The sequence below is a fragment of the Glaciecola sp. 2405UD65-10 genome (genome assembly GCF_048820975.1).
GTDB lineage: Bacteria > Pseudomonadota > Gammaproteobacteria > Enterobacterales > Alteromonadaceae > Glaciecola.
This window is the reverse complement of record NZ_JBMEUF010000001.1, coordinates 2583897-2610088: the sequence shown is the minus strand read 5'-3', so window position 1 is coordinate 2610088 and position 26192 is coordinate 2583897. Positions and strand designations below refer to the sequence as shown.

At 40.3% G+C, this 26192-nt stretch carries 19 protein-coding genes; 7 read left to right on the top strand and 12 right to left on the bottom strand.

The window, feature by feature from the left end; genetic code table 11:
• Nucleotides 1-34 precede the first annotated feature (34 nt).
• Nucleotides 35-964 carry a LicD family protein gene (locus ACOI22_RS11505; protein WP_420672171.1) on the bottom strand — a complete coding sequence of 310 codons (930 nt, stop codon included), beginning with the start codon at nucleotides 962-964 and terminating at the stop codon, nucleotides 35-37.
• Nucleotides 965-1302: 338 nt separating this feature from the next.
• Between ACOI22_RS11505 and ACOI22_RS11500 the strand changes: the two genes are divergently transcribed.
• Both ACOI22_RS11500 and ACOI22_RS11495 read left to right on the top strand, forming a co-directional pair.
• A complete protein-coding gene (locus ACOI22_RS11500) occupies nucleotides 1303-2571 on the top strand; it encodes a putative DNA modification/repair radical SAM protein (protein WP_420672170.1) in 1269 nt (422 codons plus the stop codon).
• A complete protein-coding gene (locus ACOI22_RS11495; RefSeq protein WP_420672169.1) occupies nucleotides 2571-3371 on the top strand; it encodes a TIGR03915 family putative DNA repair protein in 801 nt (266 codons plus the stop codon). The genes ACOI22_RS11500 and ACOI22_RS11495 overlap by 1 nt, the downstream gene beginning before the upstream one ends.
• A 53-nt stretch (nucleotides 3372-3424) precedes the next feature.
• Here the strand turns inward: ACOI22_RS11495 and ACOI22_RS11490 are convergent, their stop codons facing one another.
• Nucleotides 3425-4231: a CLCA_X family protein gene (locus tag ACOI22_RS11490; RefSeq protein ID WP_420672168.1), complete on the bottom strand. Its 807-nt coding sequence runs from the start codon at nucleotides 4229-4231 to the stop codon at nucleotides 3425-3427.
• 184 nt (nucleotides 4232-4415) lie between these two features.
• On the bottom strand, nucleotides 4416-5282 hold the full coding sequence (locus ACOI22_RS11485) for an alpha/beta fold hydrolase (RefSeq protein WP_420672363.1): 867 nt from the start codon (nucleotides 5280-5282) through the stop codon (nucleotides 4416-4418).
• 312 nt (nucleotides 5283-5594) lie between these two features.
• Here ACOI22_RS11485 and ACOI22_RS11480 point away from each other — a divergent pair, with 312 nt between their 5' ends.
• The 3 genes from ACOI22_RS11480 to ACOI22_RS11470 all read left to right on the top strand — a co-directional run bounded on the left by ACOI22_RS11480 (nucleotide 5595) and on the right by ACOI22_RS11470 (nucleotide 10649).
• Nucleotides 5595-6020: a MarR family winged helix-turn-helix transcriptional regulator gene (locus tag ACOI22_RS11480; protein WP_420672167.1), complete on the top strand. Its 426-nt coding sequence runs from the start codon at nucleotides 5595-5597 to the stop codon at nucleotides 6018-6020.
• 577 nt (nucleotides 6021-6597) lie between these two features.
• The gene (locus tag ACOI22_RS11475; RefSeq protein WP_420672166.1) at nucleotides 6598-8136 is read left to right on the top strand and encodes an NCS1 family nucleobase:cation symporter-1; all 1539 of its coding nucleotides are present in this window, start codon (nucleotides 6598-6600) and stop codon (nucleotides 8134-8136) included.
• Nucleotides 8137-8297: 161 nt separating this feature from the next.
• Nucleotides 8298-10649 (top strand): TonB-dependent receptor, encoded by a 2352-nt coding sequence (locus tag ACOI22_RS11470; RefSeq protein WP_420672165.1) that lies wholly within the window; start codon nucleotides 8298-8300, stop codon nucleotides 10647-10649.
• 61 nt (nucleotides 10650-10710) lie between these two features.
• On the opposite strand, the gene ACOI22_RS11465 is transcribed toward ACOI22_RS11470, so the two are convergent.
• The 5 genes from ACOI22_RS11465 to ACOI22_RS11445 form a co-directional block, all read right to left on the bottom strand.
• The gene (locus tag ACOI22_RS11465) at nucleotides 10711-11376 is read right to left on the bottom strand and encodes a LiaF domain-containing protein (RefSeq protein ID WP_420672164.1); all 666 of its coding nucleotides are present in this window, start codon (nucleotides 11374-11376) and stop codon (nucleotides 10711-10713) included.
• A 225-nt stretch (nucleotides 11377-11601) separates the two neighbouring features.
• Entirely contained in the window at nucleotides 11602-12513 is a 912-nt protein-coding gene (locus tag ACOI22_RS11460; RefSeq protein ID WP_420672163.1) for a 2OG-Fe(II) oxygenase, read from the bottom strand.
• Nucleotides 12514-12671: 158 nt separating this feature from the next.
• A complete protein-coding gene (locus ACOI22_RS11455) occupies nucleotides 12672-14039 on the bottom strand; it encodes a serine hydrolase domain-containing protein (RefSeq protein ID WP_420672162.1) in 1368 nt (455 codons plus the stop codon).
• A 276-nt stretch (nucleotides 14040-14315) separates the two neighbouring features.
• Entirely contained in the window at nucleotides 14316-17108 is a 2793-nt protein-coding gene (locus ACOI22_RS11450) for a M16 family metallopeptidase (RefSeq protein WP_420672161.1), read from the bottom strand.
• Nucleotides 17109-17280: 172 nt separating this feature from the next.
• Nucleotides 17281-20013, bottom strand: a complete 2733-nt coding sequence (locus ACOI22_RS11445) for an ATP-binding protein (RefSeq protein ID WP_420672160.1) — start codon at nucleotides 20011-20013, stop codon at nucleotides 17281-17283.
• Nucleotides 20014-20505: 492 nt separating this feature from the next.
• Between ACOI22_RS11445 and ACOI22_RS11440 the strand changes: the two genes are divergently transcribed.
• Together ACOI22_RS11440 and ACOI22_RS11435 are read left to right on the top strand one after the other, a co-directional pair.
• Nucleotides 20506-20772 (top strand): DksA/TraR family C4-type zinc finger protein, encoded by a 267-nt coding sequence (locus tag ACOI22_RS11440; RefSeq protein WP_420672159.1) that lies wholly within the window; start codon nucleotides 20506-20508, stop codon nucleotides 20770-20772.
• Nucleotides 20773-20839: 67 nt separating this feature from the next.
• Nucleotides 20840-21574, top strand: a complete 735-nt coding sequence (locus ACOI22_RS11435; protein WP_420672158.1) for an SDR family oxidoreductase — start codon at nucleotides 20840-20842, stop codon at nucleotides 21572-21574.
• A gap of 43 nt (nucleotides 21575-21617) precedes the next feature.
• Here ACOI22_RS11435 and ACOI22_RS11430 read toward each other — a convergent pair whose 3' ends face one another.
• From ACOI22_RS11430 to ACOI22_RS11415, 4 genes are all read right to left on the bottom strand, one after another.
• Nucleotides 21618-21785, bottom strand: coding sequence for a hypothetical protein (locus tag ACOI22_RS11430; protein ID WP_420672157.1), 168 nt, complete (start codon nucleotides 21783-21785; stop codon nucleotides 21618-21620).
• A complete protein-coding gene (locus tag ACOI22_RS11425; RefSeq protein ID WP_420672156.1) occupies nucleotides 21786-22241 on the bottom strand; it encodes a WapI family immunity protein in 456 nt (151 codons plus the stop codon).
• A gap of 633 nt (nucleotides 22242-22874) precedes the next feature.
• Nucleotides 22875-24557, bottom strand: coding sequence for a glycoside hydrolase family 13 protein (locus ACOI22_RS11420; RefSeq protein WP_420672155.1), 1683 nt, complete (start codon nucleotides 24555-24557; stop codon nucleotides 22875-22877).
• A gap of 19 nt (nucleotides 24558-24576) precedes the next feature.
• Nucleotides 24577-25965 (bottom strand): MFS transporter, encoded by a 1389-nt coding sequence (locus tag ACOI22_RS11415; protein ID WP_420672154.1) that lies wholly within the window; start codon nucleotides 25963-25965, stop codon nucleotides 24577-24579.
• Nucleotides 25966-26192: the final 227 nt, after the last annotated feature.

Below are 26192 nucleotides of genomic sequence, written 5' to 3'. Positions count from 1 at the left end.
ACAAAAGATGTACTTTTCTTGGTAAAAATCATTCTTAGTTAGACCCAAACAAATTTTTGCTTGTTACTTTTGCTTGCTTAATGACCTCAATTGGCACCGTTTGCCAATTTTCCCCTTCACCCACTGAAAGGTCTTTTTTAGGTGAGCGCCAATTACCGTAAGTAAAACGTAAATAGCCATCAAAATCGGTAGGTATGTACAAGTCAGTATCGCGCCAGCGAAATGGAACTAAAGTGTTTGTGTGGTGCGCGGGGGTAGACCATGCGCCAAAACTACTTAACTTAACTGCCATGCCGTCTTGCACGCCTTTCATAGCAATAGAAATAGGGAAGGATTTATACGAGCAGCCTTGTTTTGGGCTAAAGCTAAGATGAAAATATAAAGTACGGCCATTAATATCAACGTCTTTGTGAAGGCTCCAATCTACGTCTTTGTCTAATTCATGAATTAATGAAAGCAGGTGCGCTTCTATTTTATCGGCGTGTTGAAAATCGGCTGCTAAGTCAATGTCGTCATCCCATAATATAAGCTCGTTATCGCGCATTATTCCCAGCAAAGTGCCGTAATCAATATGCAGTGGAATTTGCTTTTGTAGCGCTCCACCGCAAATTTTGTCAATTAATTTATGGGCTAATTGTAAAGTAGGGGGGTGCTGAAAAGGATGTAGGTTTTCACCTGCATTCTTAAAATACTTCTTATGTGGCGTAACTACTTTGTTTGCATCAATACCGAGTTCTTCAATCAATTGTTTTTTGATTGTGCCTTCCCAGTAACACGCTATTAGAATTTGGTCGTAGTCATACTGACTGATTTTTGACGGCGAGATAATTGGCATTCCACGAAACATTTTTCCGTGTTTATCTTCGTCGTTGTCAATGGCAGCTAAGTACTCTCTGTTTTCAGGCAGGTTGTCCAGTAAGTTAACGGCTGAACCACCGGTTCCAAAAAGTAGTGTTTTCATCATACTAGACTCTGGATGTAATAAAAAATTGGCATTATTAATTGATGTTTTTTACAGCAATGCAAATTGCAAGCCAAAATACCCTGTATGCATAGTTGCGTATATTGGTAGTTTTTTATGCCTAAGTTTTGCGCAATAAGTAAAAGCGGTGTCGCCATGTAAAAACAAGCTATTATTATTAAGTGAGCCATCCTCTTAGCTTAGGATAATTGTACTGTATATATATACATGCTGTATTCCCTGAACTACGTAAATAGGGTTACGGGTAGCTGATACGTGTTGAGTCAAATATTCGCCCGTGTAATTTAAGTTTTGAGGCTTCAGGTAAATATAGTTCGAGTATGATTGATAAAATAACCCAAAAACTTGAGATTCTTTCTGATGCTGCTAAGTATGATGCTTCATGTGCAAGTGGCACTGCGGGCAAGCGTAAAGCGGGTAAAGATGATAAAACCGGCATAGGGTCTCTCACTGGTGGTACGGGAATTTGCCACAGTTTTACGCCTGACGGACGCTGCGTTTCCCTACTCAAAATTCTAATGACCAACTACTGTATATACGATTGTCATTATTGTATTAATAGGGTTTCGAGCAATGTTCGCCGCGCACGTTTTTCTGTTAAAGAAACCGTAGATTTAACGCTAAATTTTTATAAACGAAACTATATTGAAGGCCTGTTTCTAAGTTCAGGCATTGTAGGTTCGCCTGACCATACAATGGAAAGTATGGTGCGTATTGCTAAGTCATTGCGCTTAGATCACAACTTCAAAGGCTATATTCACTTAAAAACTATCCCTAATGCCTCGCCTGAGCTGCAAGCTGAGGCCGGTTTGTACGCTGATCGCCTTAGTATTAATGTAGAAATGCCTACGCAGCCATCTTTAAATAAATACGCCCCTGAAAAAGACCTAGGCGCTATTCACGGTGCAATGAACACGATTAAAGATAAAATTACCGAGCATAAGCGCGATAAAACACATACCGGTAGGCGCCCTGCAAGGTTTGCCCCTGGCGGCCAGTCTACACAAATGATTATAGGCGCTGATGGCTCAACAGATAAAACCATTTTAACGTCGAGCACCCAGCTGTATAGCCAGCAAAAACTCCGTAGAGTTTACTATTCTGCGTTTTCTCCTATACCTGATGCGTCAGAAGTTCTGCCGCTAAAACCCGCGCCGTTAATACGAGAGCACCGCTTATATCAAGCTGACTGGCTGTTGCGTTTTTACGGGTTTGGGCTTGATGAAATACTGCAAGGAACAACTGACAATATGCTCGATATGGATCATGATCCAAAGCTATCTTGGGCTTTAAGAAACAAACATATATTTCCTATTGACCTAAACAAAGCTGACAAACAACTTCTGTTAAGAGTGCCTGGCTTAGGTGCGCGTACAGTGCAAAAGCTGTTGTCTATTCGAAGTTACACTAAGCTTTCTTGGTTTGACTTAACGAAAATGCGTTTGCCGCTTAACAAGCTAAAGCCATTTATAACCGTTAGTGATTACCGCCCAGCTATTCATTTACTTGACGGAATTAACTTTGAGGCACGGTTTAAGCAGCCAAAACAAATGGAACTGTTCGCTGCAAACACCGCTATTCAGCAATAATGAAAACTATCACCATTAGTGCTGTGCCTGGCTATACCGAATGGCGAACAGCGGCTAGGGAATGCTTGGCTGCTGGTTTAGCGCCCGAAAACATTGTTTGGCAAACAGGAGAAAGCTTGCAAGATGACTTGTTTGGTCATCAGCCTGCGGTGCTTCAAACTAAGCAAGAACTATTGCAACAACACAAAATTCCAAGCTCTGCTTTAGCAATTTTTGAAGTGGCACTGTGCCATAGTGATACCACACGATTTAGTTTGTGCTACCGGATCTTGTGGCGGCTTATATTTGAAAATAGAAATCTTTTCAAATTAAAAACCGATGCAGACGTTCTGCGCATTAATGCATTAGTTAAAGCCGTTAAGCGTGACACTTACAAAATGAGTGCATATTTGCGTTTTCGTGAGGTAAGCCATGAAGGCGAAGAATATTTTATTGCTTGGTATGAACCAGAGCATTATAGCCTTGAACGTAAGCTTGGTTTTTTTCAAGACCGCTTTAAGAATATGCGTTGGTCAATTCTTACTCCTTATCGAGCGGCGCACTGGGACAAAAGCAAGTTAGTGCTAGAAAATAATCCTGACCCAAGCATTTATCCTAACACTGACCGCATAGAAAAATATTGGCTGACTTACTACGCAAACATTTTTAATCCTGCGCGTGTTAAAAAAAATGCCATGTTAAGCTCAATGCCAAAGAAGTATTGGAAAAATATGCCAGAAACCGTACTAATTGAAGACATGCTTAAAAATTCCGAAGCCCGAGCGCGGCAAATGATTATTAAAAGTAATAGCGGTAGTTAACTAGCAATAAGCTAATTTGTGGCCTTATTGCTTACAAAAATCACATTTAGGATTCACCTTGAAAGAGGTTTTTGTTTTAGCACTTTACCTAGCGACTCAAAATACCGAATGAAATAAGCTGAAATTAAATCTCGTTGATCCCCTGACGGATAAATCCCCAATTTCGCTTCTTTTGTTTGCTTTGTTCCTTGTACTAAAAACGCATTCTTTATGGCGTGGTCTTGAATGAATGCTTCAAAGGCGCGAGCACACACTTCTTGCGGGCGCGAATAGTAAAATGTGTTGAAAGATTTATCAGCGGCCGCACTTTGCGTAAAAAGCTCACTTAACTCATCACTTTGTGGTTTTAAAAATACGTGTTGAAAGCACAATTCTAAGTAATCGTTGATGGGGTGTTCAATGACTTTGGCGTTTTGTAACCAGCATTGTGAGGCAAAATCATGGGGCTTTGCGTTTTCTATAAAACGGGTGGCAATGTAGTGGTCAAAGGCGTGAAACCATTCATGCGCTAACGCACCACCGCCAGCATTTTTAGCCAAAGCTAACTGTCGTTTTGCGCTGTTATAATGTGCGCTAGCATGTTTATTTCCCCCCTTTCCAAATGCGATTGAAAGGCTGCTGTTTAAGGAAATTACTTGTTCTGGTACTTGCAATATATCAACTAAATCGCACAGGGCATCAAAAAATAGGTTAGCCGCAATTTGTTGCTCTTCTTTTGTGACCCATTTGCCAATTTCTACCGAACGAAAACCAAACACTTTTACAATATCACGAAACGAGACATCTGCGCCGCCGCGGTGATGCTCTCCGTTGCGATAGAAGATTTGGTGCAATCGCCCTTTATCATTGGTAGTGCTCAATACCCAACCTACAGTCGTATACTATGAAATTGCCTACTACTATACTGAATAACGCGGCAGCAGTCGCCCAATTGCTTAGTAACATTCGTAATTTTAAGTTTAGAAGCGAACGTATTATTTGCCTCGTTAAATGGGGCTAATGTAGAAAACCATTCATTAGCCTATATACTGACGGGCGTTGGGGTTAATTTGAGTGTTTTTCAAACCAAGAAAGAGGCAACTTCCAAAGTGATTGGCTTTTACGGCTAAAAAACTTCATGTGTCCAATTTCTTTTAGTCCGTAATCAGCTGGATGTAGGGTTTTACGTTCTGCTGTTATATTGGGAAAAACGTTTATCATATCTAACACATTTGTATTATTGGCTATTGCATCGTCTGTAGAGTTCACCCACATAGTGGGTAATGTGAGTGAGTCAAAATAGTGTTTATCAATAGTTTTGTTAAACCCCATTTTTACATAACCACTTCCGTTACACCATTCTTGCCATTGTTGCGCCACGCGTTTAGGCAAAGGTTCTCCCATTCCTACCCAATCTGCTTTTGTATAACCAAAAATTGCGTTGGAAACAGGAATAAAAAAATTCATAAAAAAATGCGCCTGCCCTAAGTGTCTTTTAGCCATATTACTCAAGCTTCCAGAGGAACATGCATAGTTAAAAACAGAGCTAAGTTGCTGTGCGCTGGGAAACAATCCGAACAATTGCCCGCCGGCACTGTGACCTAACAAATGATAAGTCGTATTAGGGAAACATTTAATAAGGTACGATAACGCGGCGGGTTGATCCAGTTCTCCCCAGCTTTGAAGCGTTGCATCATTTTGCTTAACGTCACCATGTAAAGACTCTGCTATTCCTCTGTTATCGTAAGTGAGAACAGCAAAGCCATTTTCAGCTAAGTAGGCAGATATACCCGTGTAAAATTGTCGTTTAATACCTGTTGCTGGGCCAATGAGTATTGCACCTTTATAATTAGTTTTAGGCGTATAAATACTCGCTGCTAACATATAGCCATCTGCACACGACACCATTGTATCTTCAATTGAATACGTCATTTGTGTATTCATCATAGTGGCAGACATATTGCCAGCATCGGGTTTACTGTTCATCCGACCTTCTCCATTTCTTTTTATTACGACTAACGCACTGCAACTAGCTTGTTGATATTTACATGAAGATTATCAAGTTTAGTTTTATCAACAAGCTCACAGGCAGCTCTACCAATCTTATTCAATATCATAAGGTCGGATCAGTTTTATATAATTTAGTTTACATGTCAACTAAGTTTCGATTAAGGTACTTAAATCCTGTAACATGCAGGGTGAAATATACTTTTCTTAAAACAAATATGTAATAAAGAGCTGTAGATGCCTAAAGATAAACGCTTAATTTACCACTTAAATTTAGCTCGTCATGCCATGATGAAGCACCTTGATATTGGTGCAAAAAACGCATTGGGTATTTCCGCCACACAACTTACAGCATTAATGACGCTAAAAAAACACAATGAGCTATTAATGAAAGACCTTGCAACGATTCTGATGTTAGATAAGTCAGCCGTTACAGGGCTTGCAAGGCGCATGCAAGCAAATGGTTTGATTATAAGAGAAACACATCAAAGCGATGCTCGCGCGTCGCTATTAACAATCACTGATAAAGGCGAACAAATTTTGTCTGAAGCAGTAGGTTTACTTAAGGCTTTCAACCTTCAATTAACGAAAGATTTTAGTGAACAAGAGCTTGATGTGGTACTGCGTTTTTTAAACCATGTAACATCGTTATCAACTAATTAATAACACCAGAAGCTGATGCAAGCCTCCTTTATATTTAAAACAACAATTTTTCTTATAACTATAAAGCTCAAATGTTAGATAAATTAGTTATCCACTAACAGCATATTAATTCTGCTATGGCTTACAGTCATACAAAGGGATTCTAAACGCTATTGAATGCAGAGGAGCGGAATTTCCTACGTCACGTTTTGTTCCGAATAAAGCTTTCACGTTCAAATACATAAAAAGCGCGTTCGTAAACACTTTTCTAATCTTAAAGCATCATTTTGGCGATCTATTGCACAATCTTAATGCTTCAAAATGGACCGTTTGGTCTGATTCTTTCTTCTTTTTATTTTAAGTGACTGAAAATGTTGTATTTTTCTGAGTTGGCTTATTTTGTGCTTTTGTATTTCCACAAGCCATCAAATATTTACCTATTTTCATTCGGCTAAATAATCTTATGTTCCGGCATGGATTCAAGTAATTTCAAAACAAAAAGCAAGAAAAATGTAGACATTCAGCCGTCTAATTTACTCACGAAAACTAGCTGTGAAGGCTGTGGAAGTCGCATTGAGTTAAGGCGCCTATAGAGTCATTGATAAAAAGAAAAACGGCTAAGCAGCTTAAATATTCATCCATATCAGCAGGCAGAAAAATTGTGCTAAATAATAAAAAAGAACCACAGATAGTCGAATCACAAATGCATGAAGTAGGTGCGTTTATTGAGTTAAGTGTTCAAAATGACGTACGTAATAGCTCACTATATAACGACGATATTGCTCCAACTAAAGTGGCTCAGCGCACTTGGCATAAATGGGATGTGGCATCACTGTGGGTCGGGATGGCAATTTGTGTACCCACCTATACTTTAGGTGGTGTATTGACTGCATATTTTGGTTTATCGGTAATTGAAGCTTTAGTCACCATATTAATCGCCAATATAATTGTACTTATTCCGCTTACCTTAAACGCATTTTCAGGGACTAAATATGGTATTCCGTTCCCTGTTTTATTGCGCTCTTCCTTTGGATTGTATGGCTCTAATCTACCCTGTTTAATTCGAGCAATAGTGGCATGCGGTTGGTTTGGCATTCAAACTTTATTCGGTGGCATTGCTTGCCATCTCTTGTTGGCAAATATTTCCGACGATTGGGCTGCGCTAGGGAGTAAGGGTGAGGTTTACGGTTTTTTAATGTTTTGGGCTTTGAATTTGTACGTAGTGTTGAAAGGGTCTGATTCAATCAAAAAGCTGGAAAATTGGTCAGCGCCTATATTACTCACTGTAGGGGTTTGTTTAATGCTTTGGACCCTACCGAAAATAGACTTAATGGAAGTGTTAGCTACTCCGGCAAATCGACCCGAAGACGACTTCGCATTTCCTTATTTACTCGCAGGTGTTACTGCTATGGTGGGATTTTGGGCTACTTTAAGCTTAAACATTCCAGATTTTAGCCGTTTTGTGAAATCGCAAAAAGACCAAATAGTGGGGCAGGTAATAGGGCTTCCATTAACGATGTTGTTTTTTGCCTCACTGGGCGTGATCCTCACATCTGCATCTACAGTGTTAGTAGGTGAAACCATATCTGATCCTATTAACCTAATAGGTAAAATTGGTGACCCAATCGTTGTTGGTATTGCCATGATCTTAATTATTGTTGCCACACTTTCCACCAACAGTGCGGCAAACATCGTTTCTCCTACAAACGATTTTCAAAATCTAGCTCCTAAGTTTATTAGTGAAAAACGTGGTGTCTTACTAAGTGGGCTCATTGCTTTGTTGATGATGAGTTGGGAGCTATTGCGAAAAATGCACTGGATTGAATCCGATGTGAGTGTTGAAGCCCTTTATTCAAATTGGTTAATGGGCTATTCAAGTCTGCTAGGCCCTATAGCTGGGATCATGATTGTGGATTATTTCGTGATCAATAAGCAGCAGTTAGATCTGGTCTCTCTTTATCAACGAGGCGGGAAATATGCAGATATTAATTATCAAGGAATGGTGGCATTTCTAATGCCAGCAGCACTGTCCTTGTTCACCTTAACAACAGGGTATTTGAACTGGTTTTATGACTACGGTTGGTTTACCGGTTCAATCCTCGGCGCAACGCTTTATTACTTCTTAAAAAGGCAGTAGCCAGTTCATCAGCGATAGACCTTAACGCGTGTAGGGCGTTCAAAAAATTATCATTGGCAACATGGCGATTAATTTTTTGTTCGGCCCGGTGAGTTGGATCAAGGGTAAACGTGGGCAATTCTGCTTCATTTATTAACAAGAAAAACCAGGGAATGATAAAAATGATAAAAAAACATATATACAAATTAAAGCTGAGTTTATTGCCGCTGGCGGTCATTACGGCACTTTCACAAGCACAAGAATCAAAGCCTACCGAGGAAGTGGCGACTTCAACTGGGGTTTTCGAACGTATCCTAGTTACAGCACAGAAAAGAGAACAATATCTTAATGACGTAAGTATTGCTGTTACCGCATTTAGTGGTGAACAAATGGATAAGCTTGGATTTGACGACAGTATCGATTTAATTGCATTTACGCCTGGCGTATCAATGGCGGGTGATATAGGCGGCCAACGCGCTATTTTTAATATCCGTGGTGTAGTACAAAATGACTATGCGGATATTGCAGAAGCGCCCGTGGCGGTTTATGTTGATGGTGGATATTTGGCTAGCACGCAAGCTCAAACCTTCGGTATATTTGATTTATCTCGGGTAGAAATTTTAAAAGGTCCACAAGGCACACTTTTTGGGCGAAACGCCACCGGTGGACTCGTTAATACAATTACCGCAAAACCTACTGAAGACACCGAGGGTTATGTAGAATTCACAGCCGCCAGCTTTGAGCAGTTTCGTTTTGAAGGGGCTGTTTCAGGTAGTTTGTCAGATTCTGTTCGAGGGCGGATATCTGTTTTATCTAATCAACAAGGTGAAATTCTGGAGAATGTTTATCAACAAAGCGCTGAGCCTGATACGAGAGCGGGTTCTGTAGGGGGCGGACAAGACGGTTATAATGATGATACTCAAGCTATTCGTGCCCAACTGGAATTTGATATTAATGATAATGGTACGGTGTTGCTTAATGCAAATTGGGCGCAAACAACTAAAAGTGAAGGCCCTTATCAGGTAGTTAATACCACAGAAATTGCTGATGCAAACGGCAATATTATTGATGTTATTTATGCCGCAGATGACCCTCTAGGTTGCGATAAAATACAGCTTGGCGAATGCGTTGACGCTAATTTTAATGGTGACCCACTGCGCCCTGTGCAAGGTGGCGACTTCAACGGGAATTTTGACCCCGACGGTAGCGGTAATAAAGTTAACAAAGATTTTGCGTTTGACGACCAAAACAAAATTGAATCAAAAGGGTTAATGGCAACAGTTGATTATGACTTTGATTTTATGCAATTGGTGTCTATTACCGATTATAAAAAATTTACTCGTGTTGTTGGACTTGATTCTGATCAAACCGCCTCCCCGGAGTTAATTTTTCAATCTGATGGAGACATAGCGCAATTTAGCCAAGAGTTTCGTTTTTCCGGAGAAAGTGATTCATTTAGCTGGGTAAGTGGTCTTTATTATTTAGCGATTAACACCGATTATATTCAAGGCCTTGCCGCTTCTCCTTCCGCAGGTTTTCTAGCTGGCGAAGAAGTGAATACGCTGGCAGATATTAGTACTGATTCATTGTCATTATTTGGCCAAATAGATTATTACTTATCTGACTCCTTAACCTTGGTTGCGGGTGCACGCGTGATTAAGGAAAACAAAAGTCTAGACGGTTTTGTTTTTTCAAATACCAATACTGATGACCGAGTAATTGAAGTGGACTTAAACGGAGTTATGTTTGAAGAAGCGCACATAAACAATGATCAGAATTTATGGTCGGCAAAAGTACAACTCGATTATTCTCCGAATGATGATACGCTTTATTATGCGGGGATCAATCGAGGCGTGAAAGCGGGTAGCTTTAACGCGCCACTATTTGGTGGATTCAGTACATATAAACCTGAGGTATTAGTTTCGTATGAAGCGGGTACTAAACATACGTTAGATGGCGGTAAAGTTCAAATAAATGGAAGTTTGTTTCACTATGACTATTCAGACTATCAGTCATTTTCATGGGTAAATAATGCTGGCGTCGTATTTAACGAGCAAGCTAAATTTACTGGAGCAGAAGTCGAGATATTTGTTAACCCTAGTGAAGGATTAGACCTGATGTTTGGTATGTCTTATACCGATGCAAAGGTGGAAGATCTTGAAGTGGCTTCTGGTGTATTTGAAGATACAACCCCACCTTACACACCTGAATTACAAGCATCTGGCCTTATTCGGTACAACTGGGATATTCAAAGCGGTAATGTAGCTGTGCAACTAAGCGGTTCTTATCAATCCCATACATTTCACAATGCTAGAAACTTTACAGCCCATAGAATTGATAGCCACTTTAAAGCCGATGCCAACCTAAGTTGGACTGACAACGAAGACAAATGGAGTGTTATTGCCTATGTAAACAACCTAAGCGACTCTGATCATGCTTTAATTGGTTTTGATGTAACTGGTTTTTACGGCACTACACAAATTTCTTACGCTAAACCTAGAACGGTTGGCTTAACAGTGAAAAGAAATTTTTAAAGGGTTAAATATTAACGCTAACTCAACCGGCATATATGCTGGTTGAGTTGTGTATTTTCGTTTAACGCTTAGCGCTGTTGTAATCGCCATCAAGCATGGCTTTCATCTTATTCGCAAAAGCCACGAAAGACTCTTTCATCGTTGTTTTTATCTTAATACTTAATTCAGACAAAATAACCACGCCCTCTACCGTAATTGTAGGAGCTTGGTTGCTGGCAATTGACGGCGCTTTGTTTCGAGTGCTGCCTAATATGCAAAATGCTTTTGAAACAACATTAATATTCTCAGGGATGTAAATTTTATCAGAGCCCATAAGGCTATATACTTTTATAGTCACGTTGGGGCCACAAAAGCGCGCATTGGTGAAGTCTATTGTTGAATTGCCTAGAAAAGTGAAAACCTTGATGTGCCTTGGTACCGTCCAAATACCGCTTCTATCGGTTTCACCTAATATATTGAGCATTGTTTCTGAATCATCAGTGCTTTGCTGAGCGTAATTAACTGAAAACTGCGCCTCTTTCTGCTTTTTAATATCGTCATTAGGCGCAGCGTCTAAATCTTTTATTTGATCCATCATTACTTGATGCTGAGTCGTTTCAATTACTGCATCTAAACGTCGCTCAAAAGCTTCGCTAGAAATAATGCCGTGGCTAAAGTTATGTATGAGTACGTCAATCACTTCTTCTTTAACTTGTTCAATAGGGCGATCTTCAAGCTTTACCGGCATAACAGCATCCTTTGTTTTATTTAGTAATGTGAGTATGTTTAATATTACGCTATATAGTGCATTACAAAGCACAGCGCATGCCAAAAATAAAAACCAACTAAAACAATACCTTAAGTTTTTTAAAAAACCAATAAGTATTTCAAAGGCAAAATAGTGGTGAATTTCGCTAATAGATAAATGAATTCACGAATAGCGTCAATTGTTCTTTCTAATACCTTTGCTCCTTTAAAAAGGAGCAAAACCATCGGGTGCACTACTAGGGACTGACCAACGCTCACGTGCATCAGTAGGAGGTGCCATTGTATTGCGTTGCGGTATACGTCCGTAATCACCATAAAGCCACAATACAATGTTTGAACGCTCACCACCTGTAATTGGCTGCGCTGCATGGGGCACGTTACCTCGGTGGATCATTGCAGTACCGGGCTTAAAGCTAAGTTCGCTAGTTAAATTCATACGCGAATCATAAAAATTAAGTGCCGACCCTTCAAACTTCTCATGTTGCGGATTGATATTAATATTCAAAGTTACCGCTGAAGCATCTGTGTGTGGGCGAATAGAGGTATCAGTGCCAGGCTTATATTGAATTGAGAAACCAAAGCTTTGAGTGTCATAACCTACAATTTCGGGAAACAACAAGCGAGCAATAGGACGCATGTAAGTAGTCAATAACTCTTGATAAAATCGCTGAAAACTGGGCGCTGCTAAATACCCTTGTGAACGAGGGTCAAGCATTGCTCCGCGCCTATTTAACACAATACCATAGGGTGGACGCAAAGGTATTTGTGCATCCCACACTTGTTCTAAATAATCTCTAAAGGCCGTTAACTTTTCTGGGTTGAAGAATTGGCACTCGTACACGTTGGGAGCTACTTCCTTCCATAAGTCTTTCACGACAGATTCTTTAGATGGGTCTTCCCATGCTTGCATTACAGCGTCGCGCAAGCGGTCATCAAGCAAAGCATTGCTTAATAATGGTAGCTTTTCTTGTTCGCTAGTTTCCCACTGGCTCCAAGCTTCGCTAAGAATATTGTTATTATGATCCCAAAATGCCTGCACAGAAGCATCTCGTTCAAGCATTGCTTGGCGTGTAGGTAATTCTAAGTCTCGGGCCTGTTGTAATTTATTAATCGACATAATTGGGTTAACTCCTTACGAGTAAATTTGTATCTGTAGTCTTGATTAACAATTTATTACAACTATCTTTGCAGATAAACAGGTGGTTTGGGGAAACAGAGTTAAGATTATGCATATAATAAGAGGCTTAGTGAGAGTATTACTCGTGCATTTAGTGCTTATAGAAGGCTAGCAAAGCGCTCGTTAACGTTATAATGGCTAGCAGACCATCCTAGCCTTACTATTACCGTTTTGCTTGAAGGGATAATCATAACAACTTGCCCTCTATTTCCCATCATGGCGTATGCATCTTCGGGTAAATTTGGCCAGCGTAAGTCTTGTTCGTTATTACCATTACCTTGGTTTAACCAAAATTGATAGCCGTAACGCCCATCGTTGTTGCTATTGTTTGGAGAATGGGCTTGGGCAAGCCAACTTTCATTTACGAGTTTATGCCCGTTTAATTTGCCATTGTTTAACATGACTTGGCCCAACCTAGCCCAATCTCGCGCGCTTGCATACATGTAAGAGCTACCCACAAAAACGCCGCTAGAGTCAGTTTCAAATAGGGTGTGGTGCATACCAAGGGGTGATAGCACATGGGTGTGAAGAAAGTCGATATTAGCTTGTGCGCTGGCACCAACACGTTTATATATTAGGCGCGACAAAATATTGGTAGTGCCTGATGAATACGAAAAGTGTGAGCCGGGAATTTCTTTTAAAGGTGAAGCTAGCGCTACATCTGACGCGCTATAAGCAGAAAAAAGCATATGGGTTGAGTCACTGCCTGGGGTATACACTTCGTCAAAATCTAAACCGCTTGTCATGGTGAGTAAGTCTTCAAGGCTTATTTCTTTGCGCTCGTCATTTTGCCATTGGGGAAACAAGTTTGTGTCGTTAATTGCCAATTGGCCTTGTAGTATTGAGTGGCCAATCATCATGGCGGTCATACTTTTACCCATTGACCAACCTAGCAATAAAGAATTGGCGCTAAAGCCTTCTGCATAGCTTTCAGCTACCACTACGCCATCTTTAACAATAAGCAGAGCACGCGTATCAAATCCGCCTTGGTTATCAAGCATTAGCTGCTCATTTAGGCTTAACTGCACTGTAGGCAAAATAGTATTCACTATTTCACCTTCGGGCCAAATTTTCATTTGCTGTGCTTCAGCTAGGCTCTTGTATGACGGAGCCGTGACAGCATCTAATGCGCTAGTATCACCAAAATCTAATGCACAACCTATGTTTTCTCGAAATGTAGCTGAGGCTTCACTTAAGCCAAACATGCTGGCTTTTACACGTTTTTCAGTGTGTATATATTCTATATCTAATAATCGATTAGCAGGTGAGTAACTGGCAAGGTCTTCTATTATTTGTGCATCACTTAACTTTGAAATGTGCTTGGCTGAACACGCTAGCTTTGCGCCTAAGCCGGTAGATATTTTAATTGCCGCCCCTATTTGCCAAGGTGGAAACTTGACCGCCCAAGTAAAAACAGCACTAAAAGTGATAACTATTAAGCCTGTAATAATGAGCGCTTTTTTCATAAATCTTAACTAAGTGTAGAAAATAAAATCTGCATGTAATGTACAGCAGTTTACTTTCACATGGAATTGCAGAACTTGAATTTTTAATGAAACTTTAGTGGAATGGCAGTAATACAAATAAGCTTATAACTGGTCAGTTTTAGATGATGATTTTGTTTGCGCAGGCTTGCTTGACTACCTCATGGAAGGAGGAGAATAGCCTTGCTTGACCAGTTAATACTGACCAAACAAGGCTGACTTTATTAAATAAAACAGCTATATAAATAAAGCGCTATTTTACTTTGCGTTTACTTTCGCCCAGTCACCTGCTGCAAATATGTTTAAGTCTTTGCGGGCAATGTGCTTTGCAAAGGCTGCATTTACCGATGCAACATCTACCTGCTCGAGCTTATCTTGGTATTCTTTAAACCAAAGAATATTGCGGTCTAATTGCTTGTTGTTGTTTAACATGCGCGCAATAAAAGCTTCGCTAGACCAGGTCACACGTTGTGATTTCAATGCACCGTCAATTGCATCTGCCACTTCTTTTTCAGTGAAACCATTATCAATTACTTTTTGAACTTCTTCTTTGTATGCCTCAACCACTAGCTTCATGTTCTCAGGTGCGGCAATGGCCGACATATAATACATTCCGCGCTCTTCGTCATACTGAAGTGACAAACCAGAACCCGTACCATAGCTATACCCTTCTTTAACACGAATGCGCTGCATTAAACGTGATGCGAAACCGCTGCCACCAAATATTTGGTTAGCAATGAAAGCCGCATGGTAATCTGGATGTTGAGGGTTCAAATCAATAACATGGGCAATGTATAGTTGGGCGTTGGCTTTATCTGGCGTTTCTAACCACATGTCCAAACCTGATACATCGTTCAATTCGTCAGTCATTTCAGTGAAGTCCACAGTCCCTTTGAAGCTGGCAAAACGTGACTCTAAGGCTTTAGAAACGGTTGCAGGGTCAACATCACCTACCACTGATACAAAACCATTGCTTGTGTCAAATAAGGCTTTGTGTAGCAACATTAAGCGTTTTTGCGTAACGTCGTTAAGGCCTTCAATTTCTTCATCAATAGTTTTAAATGCCAGTGGATGGCCTTTTTCCGTAGCGTCTAATGATTTAGACAATGCACGCACAGCCACTGATTGTGGTTCACTACGATTCATTTCTAAACTAGTGATCATCGCTTTACGATCAATCTCAATTTCCGTTTCATCAAACGTAGGATTAGCCATTACTTCTTGAACGAAGTTAAGGGTTTCGTCTAAGTTCTCTTTTACAGCTTTAACCGATACATTGATTTCACCTACTGTACCCGTCGAAATTCTAACCGACGCTTTTAATGCATCAAGCTTCGACGCGATGTCTTCTTTGCTGTACTTCTGTGAGCCACTAAACAACAAGCCACCAAGCATAGACCAATCCGCTTCGTAAGCTTTAAACGAGTCAACATCACCTACAGGGAAAGTCATTGCAATGTGTACTTCACCTGCTCGTAATTTTTTCGGATAAACACTCACTTGAGTACCCGTTGCCCATTCAAACTCTTGCAAACGCGCAACTACGTTATCAACGCTGTTGTCATACACTTCACCGCCTTCAACGGCTTTACGGCCTTTATAGTCAGCAAGAATCTCAGAAATGTCTTTCGCTTCTGAAATTTCCGCACGTACCGGGTCTTTAGTTGGAATAAAGCGCCCAAGTGTGCGGTTACTCGCAACAAAATATTGATCAGCAACACGCTGCACATCTTCTGCTGTTACTTTCTCAACTAAGTCACGGAAATAGAAAATATAACGATAATCACCCATCGCAATAAACTCTGACAATTCCATGCCAACACCCGTTACGTTGCGTAACGACTCTTCTGTTTCTTTAAGAATAGCCGCCTTCGCTGTTGCCACTTCTTCTTCACTCAATGTATTTGAGTTTAGGTCTTCAACCATAGAAATCAGCTTTTGCTCCATTTCTTCTGTGTTTACGCCTTTCGAGCCTTGGGCTAATACTGTAAACGTTGATGGCTGTTTTAATAAGTAAGAATAAGCAAAAGCACCGGTTGAAAGGCCGGTTTCAACCATATCTTTTTGTAAACGACCACGTGCGCTGTCAGACAAAACTTTGGCTAATACTTGCAGTGCTGGAGTGTCTTCATGCAAGGCACTTGGCACATGGTATGTGGCCGCAATCATGGGAACATCACCGGTACGACGAAGATTCACTTCTCGCTCACCATCTTGCGTTGGCTCAACCGTATACAGAGGCTGAATCGGTGTTTCTGGCTGCGCTAACTTACCGAAGGTTTGCTCAATCAAGGCCATAGCTTTTTCTTTATCAAAACGCCCGGCCAAGGTTAGCACTGCGTTGTCAGGCCGGTAGTGGCGAGCATAAAACTCACGTAACTTTTCAAAAGGGAAGTTCTCAACGTCAGAACGCGCGCCTATGGTTGAGTTGGCATAGTTATGCCACAAGTACGCCATTGATGACAAACGCGAAGACAACATACGGAATGGGCTATTTTCACCACGTTCCATTTCGTTACGAACCACTGTCATTTCTGACTCAAGTTGCTCTTTAGTAAAGGTAGCGTTAACCATGCGGTCAGCTTCCATACCTAACGCCCACTCTAGGTTCTTTTCATCGTACTCAAACAACTCAAAATAGTTGGTACGGTCTAGCCACGTTGTTGCGTTAACGCGCATACCCCGTTTATTAAATTCTTTATCAATATCTTTAAAGCTAGTAGAGCCTTTAAACAACATATGCTCAAGCAAATGAGCCATACCTGTTTCACCGTAATTCTCATGCACTGAGCCTACACGGTAAGTAATATTCACCAGTGTTTTAGGTTGCGCTGAATCTGGATACAGCAGCACTTTCATGCCGTTAGCTAAGGTGTACTCTTGAATACCTTCAACGCTTCGTACGAACTCCATTTTGGCATTAGAAACGTCAACTTCTGGCGCAGTACTCGCTGATTGAGTAGCTGAACAACCCGCTAATGCAATAAACATAGCGGATGCAATCACCGTTTTAGCGAATTTTGATTTTTGGCTATTAGCAAACATCTTCATTCGGTATGACTCCCTGATATTAAATCACTTTACAAAAGGTCTACTTATACCAAATTGTTGCCCGAATGCTAATAACTAAGATGTAACAACGTATTACGGGTTAAGGTAAACGTCGCTTGATTCTTCCAGCCTAGGGGGCTGATAAAATTCCCACGCAAGTAACTAACAATAACTATTGTTCAATTTTCAACTGCTGTAAAAGGCACTCAATAAGAATTTCTATAGTGACTGGCTTGCTCAAGTACCCTGTAAAGCCCAATTTTTCAGCCAGTTCGCGACTTTCTGGCATAACGTCAGCCGTTAAGGCAACAATGGGAAGTTCAGAAATACTTTTCTTTTGTCGAATGATTTTGGTTGCCTCAAATCCATCAACTATGGGCATTTGGCAATCCATTAAAATGATATCAAATGAGAGTTTGTTTACAGCGTCTATTGCCAACTGGCCGTTTTCAACTACAACGAAGTTTGCGCCTAAACTCTTCAGCATTTCAGTTATCACAATTTGATTAATTTCGTTATCTTCGGCTACTAATATTTTTTTCTTTGACAACAGCGCGGTGTTAATCGAAGAACTTACCGCTTCACTCTCGCCAGGTAGCGCCGTACACACTTTTAACATCACCGTAAAGTAAAACTCAGAGCCCTGACCAGGTGTGCTTTTGACTTTAAGTTCACTTCCCATGAGGCTACAAAGTTTTTGAGATATTGCTAGGCCCAATCCCGTGCCGCCGTACTCCCTTGTTGTAGAGGCATCTGCCTGCGAAAAGGCGCTAAATAAAGAAGCTTGTTGATGCGGTGTCATCCCTATGCCAGAGTCTTTTACGGCTATTTTTAAGGTAACATCGTTTTCAAGGTTCAGTGAAGCTGGCGTTTTTACTAACTGTACTTCAAGTTCGACCTCACCCTGTTTGGTAAACTTTAAAGCATTACTGCACAAATTATTAATGATTTGCTCTAGCCTTAATGAATCGCCAAGCAACCATAAAGGGTCTGGTAAGTTTTGCTTAATGCTCCAATTTATACCTTTAGATTGCGATGTTGACTCAAACAAAGAATTGGTGCGCTGTAGCAGTTCATGAATACTAAAAGGTCTTTCTTCAAGCACAAGTTTCCCTGACTCACTTTTAGAAAAGTCGAGGATTTCATTAATTAATGACAGTAGCGTTTTTGAAGCGCTGCCAATTCTACCTATGTACTTGTTTATTTCGTTAGTGTCGGTTGAGCGATTAGCTAGCTGAGAAAATCCAATCACTGCGTTTAATGGCGTTCTTAATTCATGGCTCATATTCGCTAAAAATTGGCTCTTAGCCTGGTTTGCTAGTACTAGTTCATTTGTGCGCTCACCCACTAAATGATTAAGCACTGACTGGCGGCTGTTCATTAATAAAACTAGCGTCATGGAGAACGCGACAAAAAAGATTTGAAAAATATACAATAACAGTAATAAGTCACTTTGATTATGGATAAGGTAAGCCGTTTTAGGCACAAGATTCATTTGCCATATTTGGCCAGCTATATCAAATGACAGAGTGAATAAATCAGGTTCATTCAGCAACGAAATAGTGGTTTTTCCTGTGTTTCCAGCAAACACTTCAGCCGCATTTTTATCAACCAGTTCGTAAGTGAAAATACCGGGATTAGCGGAAAGAAACGCTTGCTGTAGCATCTCCTCAATTAAGAAAACACCCGTAGCATAGCCAATAATTTCTGGTGATTTGCTTACATTTTGCTGTTGCTCGAAAACCGAAGAAAATAGTAAGTATGCTGGTTTAGGCGTACTAGCCTGAACCAAGTTTATAACGGGAGTAGCCATAAGCTTGAAAGGCGCTTGCATGTTGAACAAGGCTGTTTTTCTTAGTGGGTTTGAGTTTACATTAAATCCAATTGCGGTTTCGTTGCCTTGAACTGGATAAATGTATTTGATAACAACTAATGGGTCGGTTTCTTCAATAGGGTTTCCAATAAGGGAAATAGGACGTTGGTAAATATCTTGTAACTGTAAAACGAATTCATTTACCTGTTCCTGCTCAAGCACTAGGTTCCATGATAATGCATTAATAGAAGATTGCTTTGTAACAATGTTTTTGGAAAATGCATCAAATGCTTGCCGTGTAGCGGAAGGATTGGTTTGTAGAAATCGAGCGAGCATTTGCAGTTGAGACTGATTTTTACTAATTTCACCGTTAATGGCGTTGTTAATCACCTGTACTTCTTTCTTTGCTATTTCAATACCATTTTTATAACTGTAATTAGAAAACATTAAAGTAGTAAGGTATACCGACACTAGCAACACACAACTAATCACAATTATGAACATTCTGCTTTTTTGAGCGTTTGCGTCACTGCTGGTAAACTTAATTAAACTCAGTATAAGTGGCGTGCCAACTAATACACCTAAAGAATCTCCCATCCACCACGTAAACATATTATTTAAGTAGTTTTGGGGGTTGTAGCTTTCACTATATTGACTTAAGGCAAACACCCCTATATTGGCAGCAATAAGATTGACCAATACACCAACAATAAATATGAAGCCCAAAATCCGTTTTTCTGAATATAAAGTGAGTGGATTGCCCAAAAAATACTTTAGGAGCCAACTTCCCACAATTGCTTGTAATGTTGCCCCGCTTGCAATTAGCGCAGCTTCATAAAAAACATTTGCAGGTAGCTGTGTAAAGTTTGCTAAATTGTGGGTGCTAAGGTTAAACAAGAAAGAGGCTAGAAACACCGCGGGGAAAAATCGCCACCACCAAATATAGCAGGCAACAAGGGCAATGCCTGCCGGCAACCAGATGGGCACAATTTGTGATTGCTGAGATAAGCTCGACAACAAATTGCCACATGCAAAGTAGGCAACAAATGCAGCCAAGTACCACGGCCACGATAAAGACCTTAAGTGTTTCACTATCACATTCCCTTTTAAAAGGATGTTCGTAAAGAACAATATGCTCCAGCACATGCAGTATTACTGCCAACTTATTGGCAATAATATATTTTTTGAGAACTTAGCGAACAGCCTCAAATTTTTTGTGCACTGTATATAACTTAAAAACCTTCTTAGCATACTGTCATTTTCAAAAATTAAAAGGTATATGTGCATTGCTAGTAAATAGTTATTAAATAACAAAGTACGAGGTAAACACCGGCATTTAAAAGCCATGGCTCAATGCTATTGAGCCAAATATATTTAACCTTCGCTAGAATTGATAGCTTATTTCGTGAGTGCAAATATTTCACTGCTACTAGTAAAGCTTACAGCGATTTTTAAAAAACAGGCCTTTCTTCGAGGTGCTTTTTTTGCTAAGTCATTGTAAAAATTGTAGATATTTACTCTCGGCACTTTCTTTGCTTCTAAAGTTAACACTTATTTTGAATGTTAAGCCTTAAAGGAGGAAACATGGCCGGTGGTTGGGCTAAAGACGGTGCCGTACAAGATCAAATAGACGCAAGCGTTGAAGACGCTGTTGCACGTGCAAAAAACAGCATGTATCAAGGTGAAAGTGCTGAATATTGTGAAGAATGTGATGCCGCTATTCCAGAGCGAAGACGCATAGCTGTACCCGGCGTTAAACTTTGCATCAAGTGCCAAGTACTTATGGAAAAAGAGAATAAAGTTGAGGCCTTATTTAATAGAAGAGGCAGTAAAGATAGCCAGCTTAGGTAGGCAGCTTGATTAGGCATAAAACATAATAATGTTAACTATACGCTTAAAAAAAACGGGAAGGCAAGTAATGAAAAATACCAAAGTCGCATTAATAACCGGCGGTGCTAAAGGTATTGGCGCTAGCATTGTTGAAACATTAGCCGCGAATAAATTTGCCGTTGTAATTAACTACGCAAGCAGTGCAGAGGCCGCTAATACGCTGGTTGAGCAAATAAAATATAAAGGTGGTCATGCCCTAGCCGTAAAGGCTGATGTATCAAACGCTGGGCAAGCCGAAGATTTATTTAACAAAGCACTTGATGAGTTTGGCCGAGTGGATGTGCTAGTTAACAACGCAGGTGTTATGTCGCTCTCAACGCTAAGTGAAACAAGCGACGAAGATTTCAATAAACAATTTGATGTGAATCTAAAAGGTGTATTTAACATGCTGCGCTTAGGGGCAAATGCGCTTCATGACGGCGGCAGTATCATTAATTTGTCTACCAGCGTGGTAGGTTTAAAACTAGAGCGCTACGGTGTATATGCTGCAAGTAAATCGGCGGTAGAAACAATGTCGGCTATCTTGTCAAAAGAGCTTAGAGGTAAAAACATCGCAGTAAACTGTGTGGCACCCGGGCCTACCGAAACAGATCTTTTTACAGATGGAAAATCGCAAGAATTTATTGATAAGCTTGCATCAATGAGCCCTATGGAGAGGCTAGGACAGCCTCAGGATATAGCTAACGTGGTCGCTTTTCTCGCTAGTGATGAAGGTCATTGGGTAAATGGGCAGGTACTGCGCGCTAATGGCGGTATTGTATAGTTTATTCCATGAACTTTTATGTCAGGCAGCTAGTCTTCTCGAATTATAAGGTGTGCCTATCATCAAATTTTTTGAATTTGTCTCTATCTTTATCAATGTCTCGATGCAGTAAAAATACAAAATGATTTTCTACAATGTTGTCGGAATCCTCATAAATATGTTCTTCTCCGGGGTGGTTTTCTAAATATAGTTTGGGTGACTCGATTGCCATTTACTGGTTTTTAAAGCCACGAGTTGGGAAAGAATTTAGTTCTTTTTGTAGATTGTCATGAATTACTTCTAATTCTTTTTTATTCAGCTTGAAATTAATAGGGTACGTTTGAAAGCCTTCCATATTCTTTGGGATACATTCGGCATGTAGCAATATGCGAAATTGCACTTGGCCATCAGTGTTTTTGACATATTCAAATGAAATTCCTTGCTCAACAAATTTTAAGTCTCGTATTACAACTGTATTTTGCGCTAAGTTGTGAAACCAATCGATTACTTGCTCAACATCGGTGGTTGAAAGTGCACAGTTGTCTGTTTGCCAGTTGCCACTAGTGGTTTTTACATTTAATTCGATATACAAAAAGTTGGCTTCATATGATGGTCCTAAATTTTCGGGAAGTTCATAACCTAATATTTTAAACTCTAGTTCTTCGTGTCTCTGACCACTGAATTTCATGTTTTAGTCCCGCCACTTAAAGGTATTAATTCCCATCTTTGCACCTCGTTCAAAGCCATCATTGTTATACAAAAATATGTAAGTTTTCATTGTAACAACTTTAAATAAGAAAACAGATCTTGTCTGCACCCTACAGCTGCGATTAAGTAAGAAACGCTCTTTCAATAACATACCTACGTTAACGATACGATTACCAGACGATAAACAGGAACACCTAAAAGCGTTGGCTGCACATCGCTAGAAATATCATACACGTTATCACCGCAAAGGCGGTGATCTCATAATATGCGCCTCAATGTCAAATAAGAATTTGGCGTTGAGCATATATTGGTATGACTGAATTAGTATGATTTGTTGGGTTTTCAGGTGGGGTTAGGAGGTTACCGCCTTCGCGGTAATGACCTAAGAGGTTCGCGTAAATGACGTAAGATGTTCGCGGTAATGACCGAGGGTGTTCTTGGTAATGGTCTAGGATGTTTGAAAATCAAATGTGTCCAACCCGTCCGCTATCTGCCCCAAAGCAGCCACATGAATAAGTGTAAAATTCGGCACCCAACGCTTTCCTTTTCGTTAAGTACCGAGACACACACTACTGGTATATAAAAGTGTAGAAACTACGCTTTTAAAATTTGATTAAGCCCGCAGAATAATTGCTTGATACGCTTGAAGGTTTACGTTAGCGCCCTCTGTTTGCATACTGTCGTAGTTATTAATAGCCACTTGAGCGCTAACAAAATTACTCGGTAGTTCAAAGCTGGCTGTTGTATCAGAGAAGTTAAGCAGCACTAGCATTGATTGCCCTTCCCATTCACGTGTATATACATAAAGCTGAGTATGCTCAGGCACTAACTCTGTGTACTCCCCATAAACCAAGGTTTTATTTTCATTGCGCAAAGCCGTCATTTTTCTGAAGTGGTTTAGCACTGATGTAGGGTCAGATTCTTGTGTTTTTACATTAATGGTGGCTTTGTTTTCATGAACAGGGATCCAAGGCGCTTCACTTGAAAATCCAGCGTTTTCAGTGCCATCCCAATGCATGGGCGTGCGGCTGTGGTCACGCGAAAACTCAGCCAAATTCGCCATATACACATCCATATCTTGGCCTTCGCCTTGGGCCTTTTTATATCCGTTTATAGCTGCTATATCTTTGTATTCTTCAATACTTTTAAACGGTGAATTAGTCATGCCTAATTCGTCACCAAAATAGCAGTAAGATGTACCGCGCATAGAAAGTAAGAAGGTGTTTAATAACTTAGCTGAGGCTTCTCTAAATTCAGGGCGATCATCACCGTATCTTGATACCATTCTAGGGCAATCGTGGTTAGCTAAGAATATTGAATTCCAGCCTTTCTTTTCAAAAGACTTATCCCAGTGTGAATGAATGCGTTTAAAGTCAGCAAGGGTGTGGCGATTGTTTACATCACGGCCTAAGTCAGCAATTTCAAAATGGTAAACCATTTGCAGTTCTTTACGATCTTCATCTACTAAAAGGTGCGCATCTTCAACGCCGCTACCACAACCCTCACTTACAGCGAATGTATCGTACTTACTTAACACTTCACTGTTCATTTCACGCAGGTATTCGTGAATATGCGGGCCCATGCCATGATATTTAAATACATTAACCAGGTCTTTTTCATAGCCTACAGGGAACTCTGGGAAACTAAGATCTTTTGATACAAATTGAAAAGCATCTAACCTGAATCCATCTACTCCCTTGGCGAGCCAAAACTTCATGATGTCGTAAACTTCTTGGCGTACTTTTGGGTTTTCCCAGTTTAGGTCAGGTTGCTTAGTTGAGAAGTAATGTAAGTAGTAGGCATCGGTTTGCTCATCGTACTTCCATGCTTCGCCTTTTTCGTCAAAGAAACTCCAGCGGTAAGGTGGCTTCCCTTTTTCTGCAGGCCACCAATGATAGTAATCACGGTAAGGATTATCACGCGAACTTCTTGATTGCTTAAACCACTCGTGTTCGTCACTAGAGTGATTCACAACCAAATCCATCACAAATTTCATACCACGCTCATGCAAGCCTTTAATAAACTCATCAAAGTCAACCATGGTGCCAAATTCAGGCATAATTGCACGGTAATCACTAATGTCGTAACCGTTGTCATCATTTGGAGATGCGTAAATTGGATTTAACCATACCGAATTAACCCCCAAACTTTTAATGTAATCTAGTTTGTCAATTACGCCTTTTAAGTCGCCTACGCCGCTACCGTTGCTGTCTTTAAAACTGCGCGGATAAATTTGATAAATAATTTGCTCTTTCCACCAAGTAGGCGTGCAAGATAATTTGTTAGAGTCAGTCATGACAGTTCCTAAAATATGATTATTCAGTAATAGTGTTTGCTCTACGAACTATTAATTCGTGCTCTATTTTTGCGAGCAATTCCCTATTAATTTTGTAGAAGAAGAGCACTGCGCCACCTACTGCAAACAAAGCGGCGGGCATAAGGGTAGACATAACTCGTATACCCATAATGGAAGTTTCTGTTTGTATTTCGTTGGCAACAAAACCCACGCCACCTAGTATAAAACCGGGTAATGCCCCGCCCATGGCTGAGCCAAATTTCAGGGCAAACATAGATGCTGAAACGGTTAAGCCAGAAGAGCGGCTGCCATGTAACCATTCACCGTATTCGGCGCAGTCAGTGAACATGGCGAACAACAGCGTAATAGATACACCAAATGTGATCATGCCTAGAAAGTGATAGGTAAAGCTAAGCCAGTAATCATTAGGTGATGTGAAAAAGCTTAATACTAAGAACAAACTGTGCACTAAGCTCATTACTAACACAGCGCTATGCTTGTTAAAAAACTTAGCTATTTTGGTGGCAAATATTGCGCCTACTACTTGTCCGAAAAGCCCCACCGACATTATTAACGCTACGCGATCAAAAATGAAAAATACTGTTTCGCCGTTGTCTTGCATGTAGTATTTAACGTAAAAAATAATTGAGCCAAATCTGGAAATTAGGCCCACAACAATAAGAATACAAGAAATAGCTAAGAACACCCAAGATGCGTTCTTAAATAGAACGCCTAAATCTTTTTTCACTGAAGATTTGTGCGGCGTAAGCTTAATACGCTCTTTGGTAGTGGCGTAAGTTATCCAAAAAAGCGCAATTGATAATACCGCGAAAATGGCCATGGTGAGCCTAAACCCTAGTACGTCATCACCACCACCGAGTATGTTTTTTAAGGGTGTTGCAAATGCGGCCACTAGCATTCCGCCCAAACCTGCACAAATAAAGCGATAGGTAGTAGCTTTAGTGCGCTCTTCTGATACAGGGGAAATAACCGCAAGAAGCGCTGAATAGGGCACATTCATAAGTGTAAAGGCTAGCATTACCCCTATATAGGTAACATAAGCATAAATAAGTTTACCGGTAGGGCCGAAGTCTGGCCCAAAGAATATAGCAAAGCCAAGAAGGCCATAAGGAACGGCTCCCCATAATAAATAGGGGCGGTATTTACCGCGCTTTGACTCGGTTCTATCAGCAATTAGGCCCATGCCGGGATCGCTCACGGCATCAACAATTTTAGATATAAGCATCATTAAACCAACCGCTGCTGGTGCTATGCCGTATATATCGGTGTAATAGTAAAGTAGGAATAAGCCGAAAAAGCCTAGATAAAAATTAGACGCCATATCGCCTAGTCCATAACCAAGCTTTTCTTTAAACGAAAGAGGGGCTGAATCAGAGCGCAATGTCATATAAATTCCTAACTACGTATGTATCTTTGTTTATCAACAATGCCTACTCAACATTGAGCGCCATTTAACAAGTCGTTAACTTAAACGATTAAGCTTGTGAGTTCAAGTCTTTTGAGACTTATGCGCGTAAAATGTCAGTACTTAGTTACATTCTTTTAACTATGTGCTTTATGACGACTATACATTACGCCGCGTTATTCATACAATGCTGACTTAACTAATTAAGG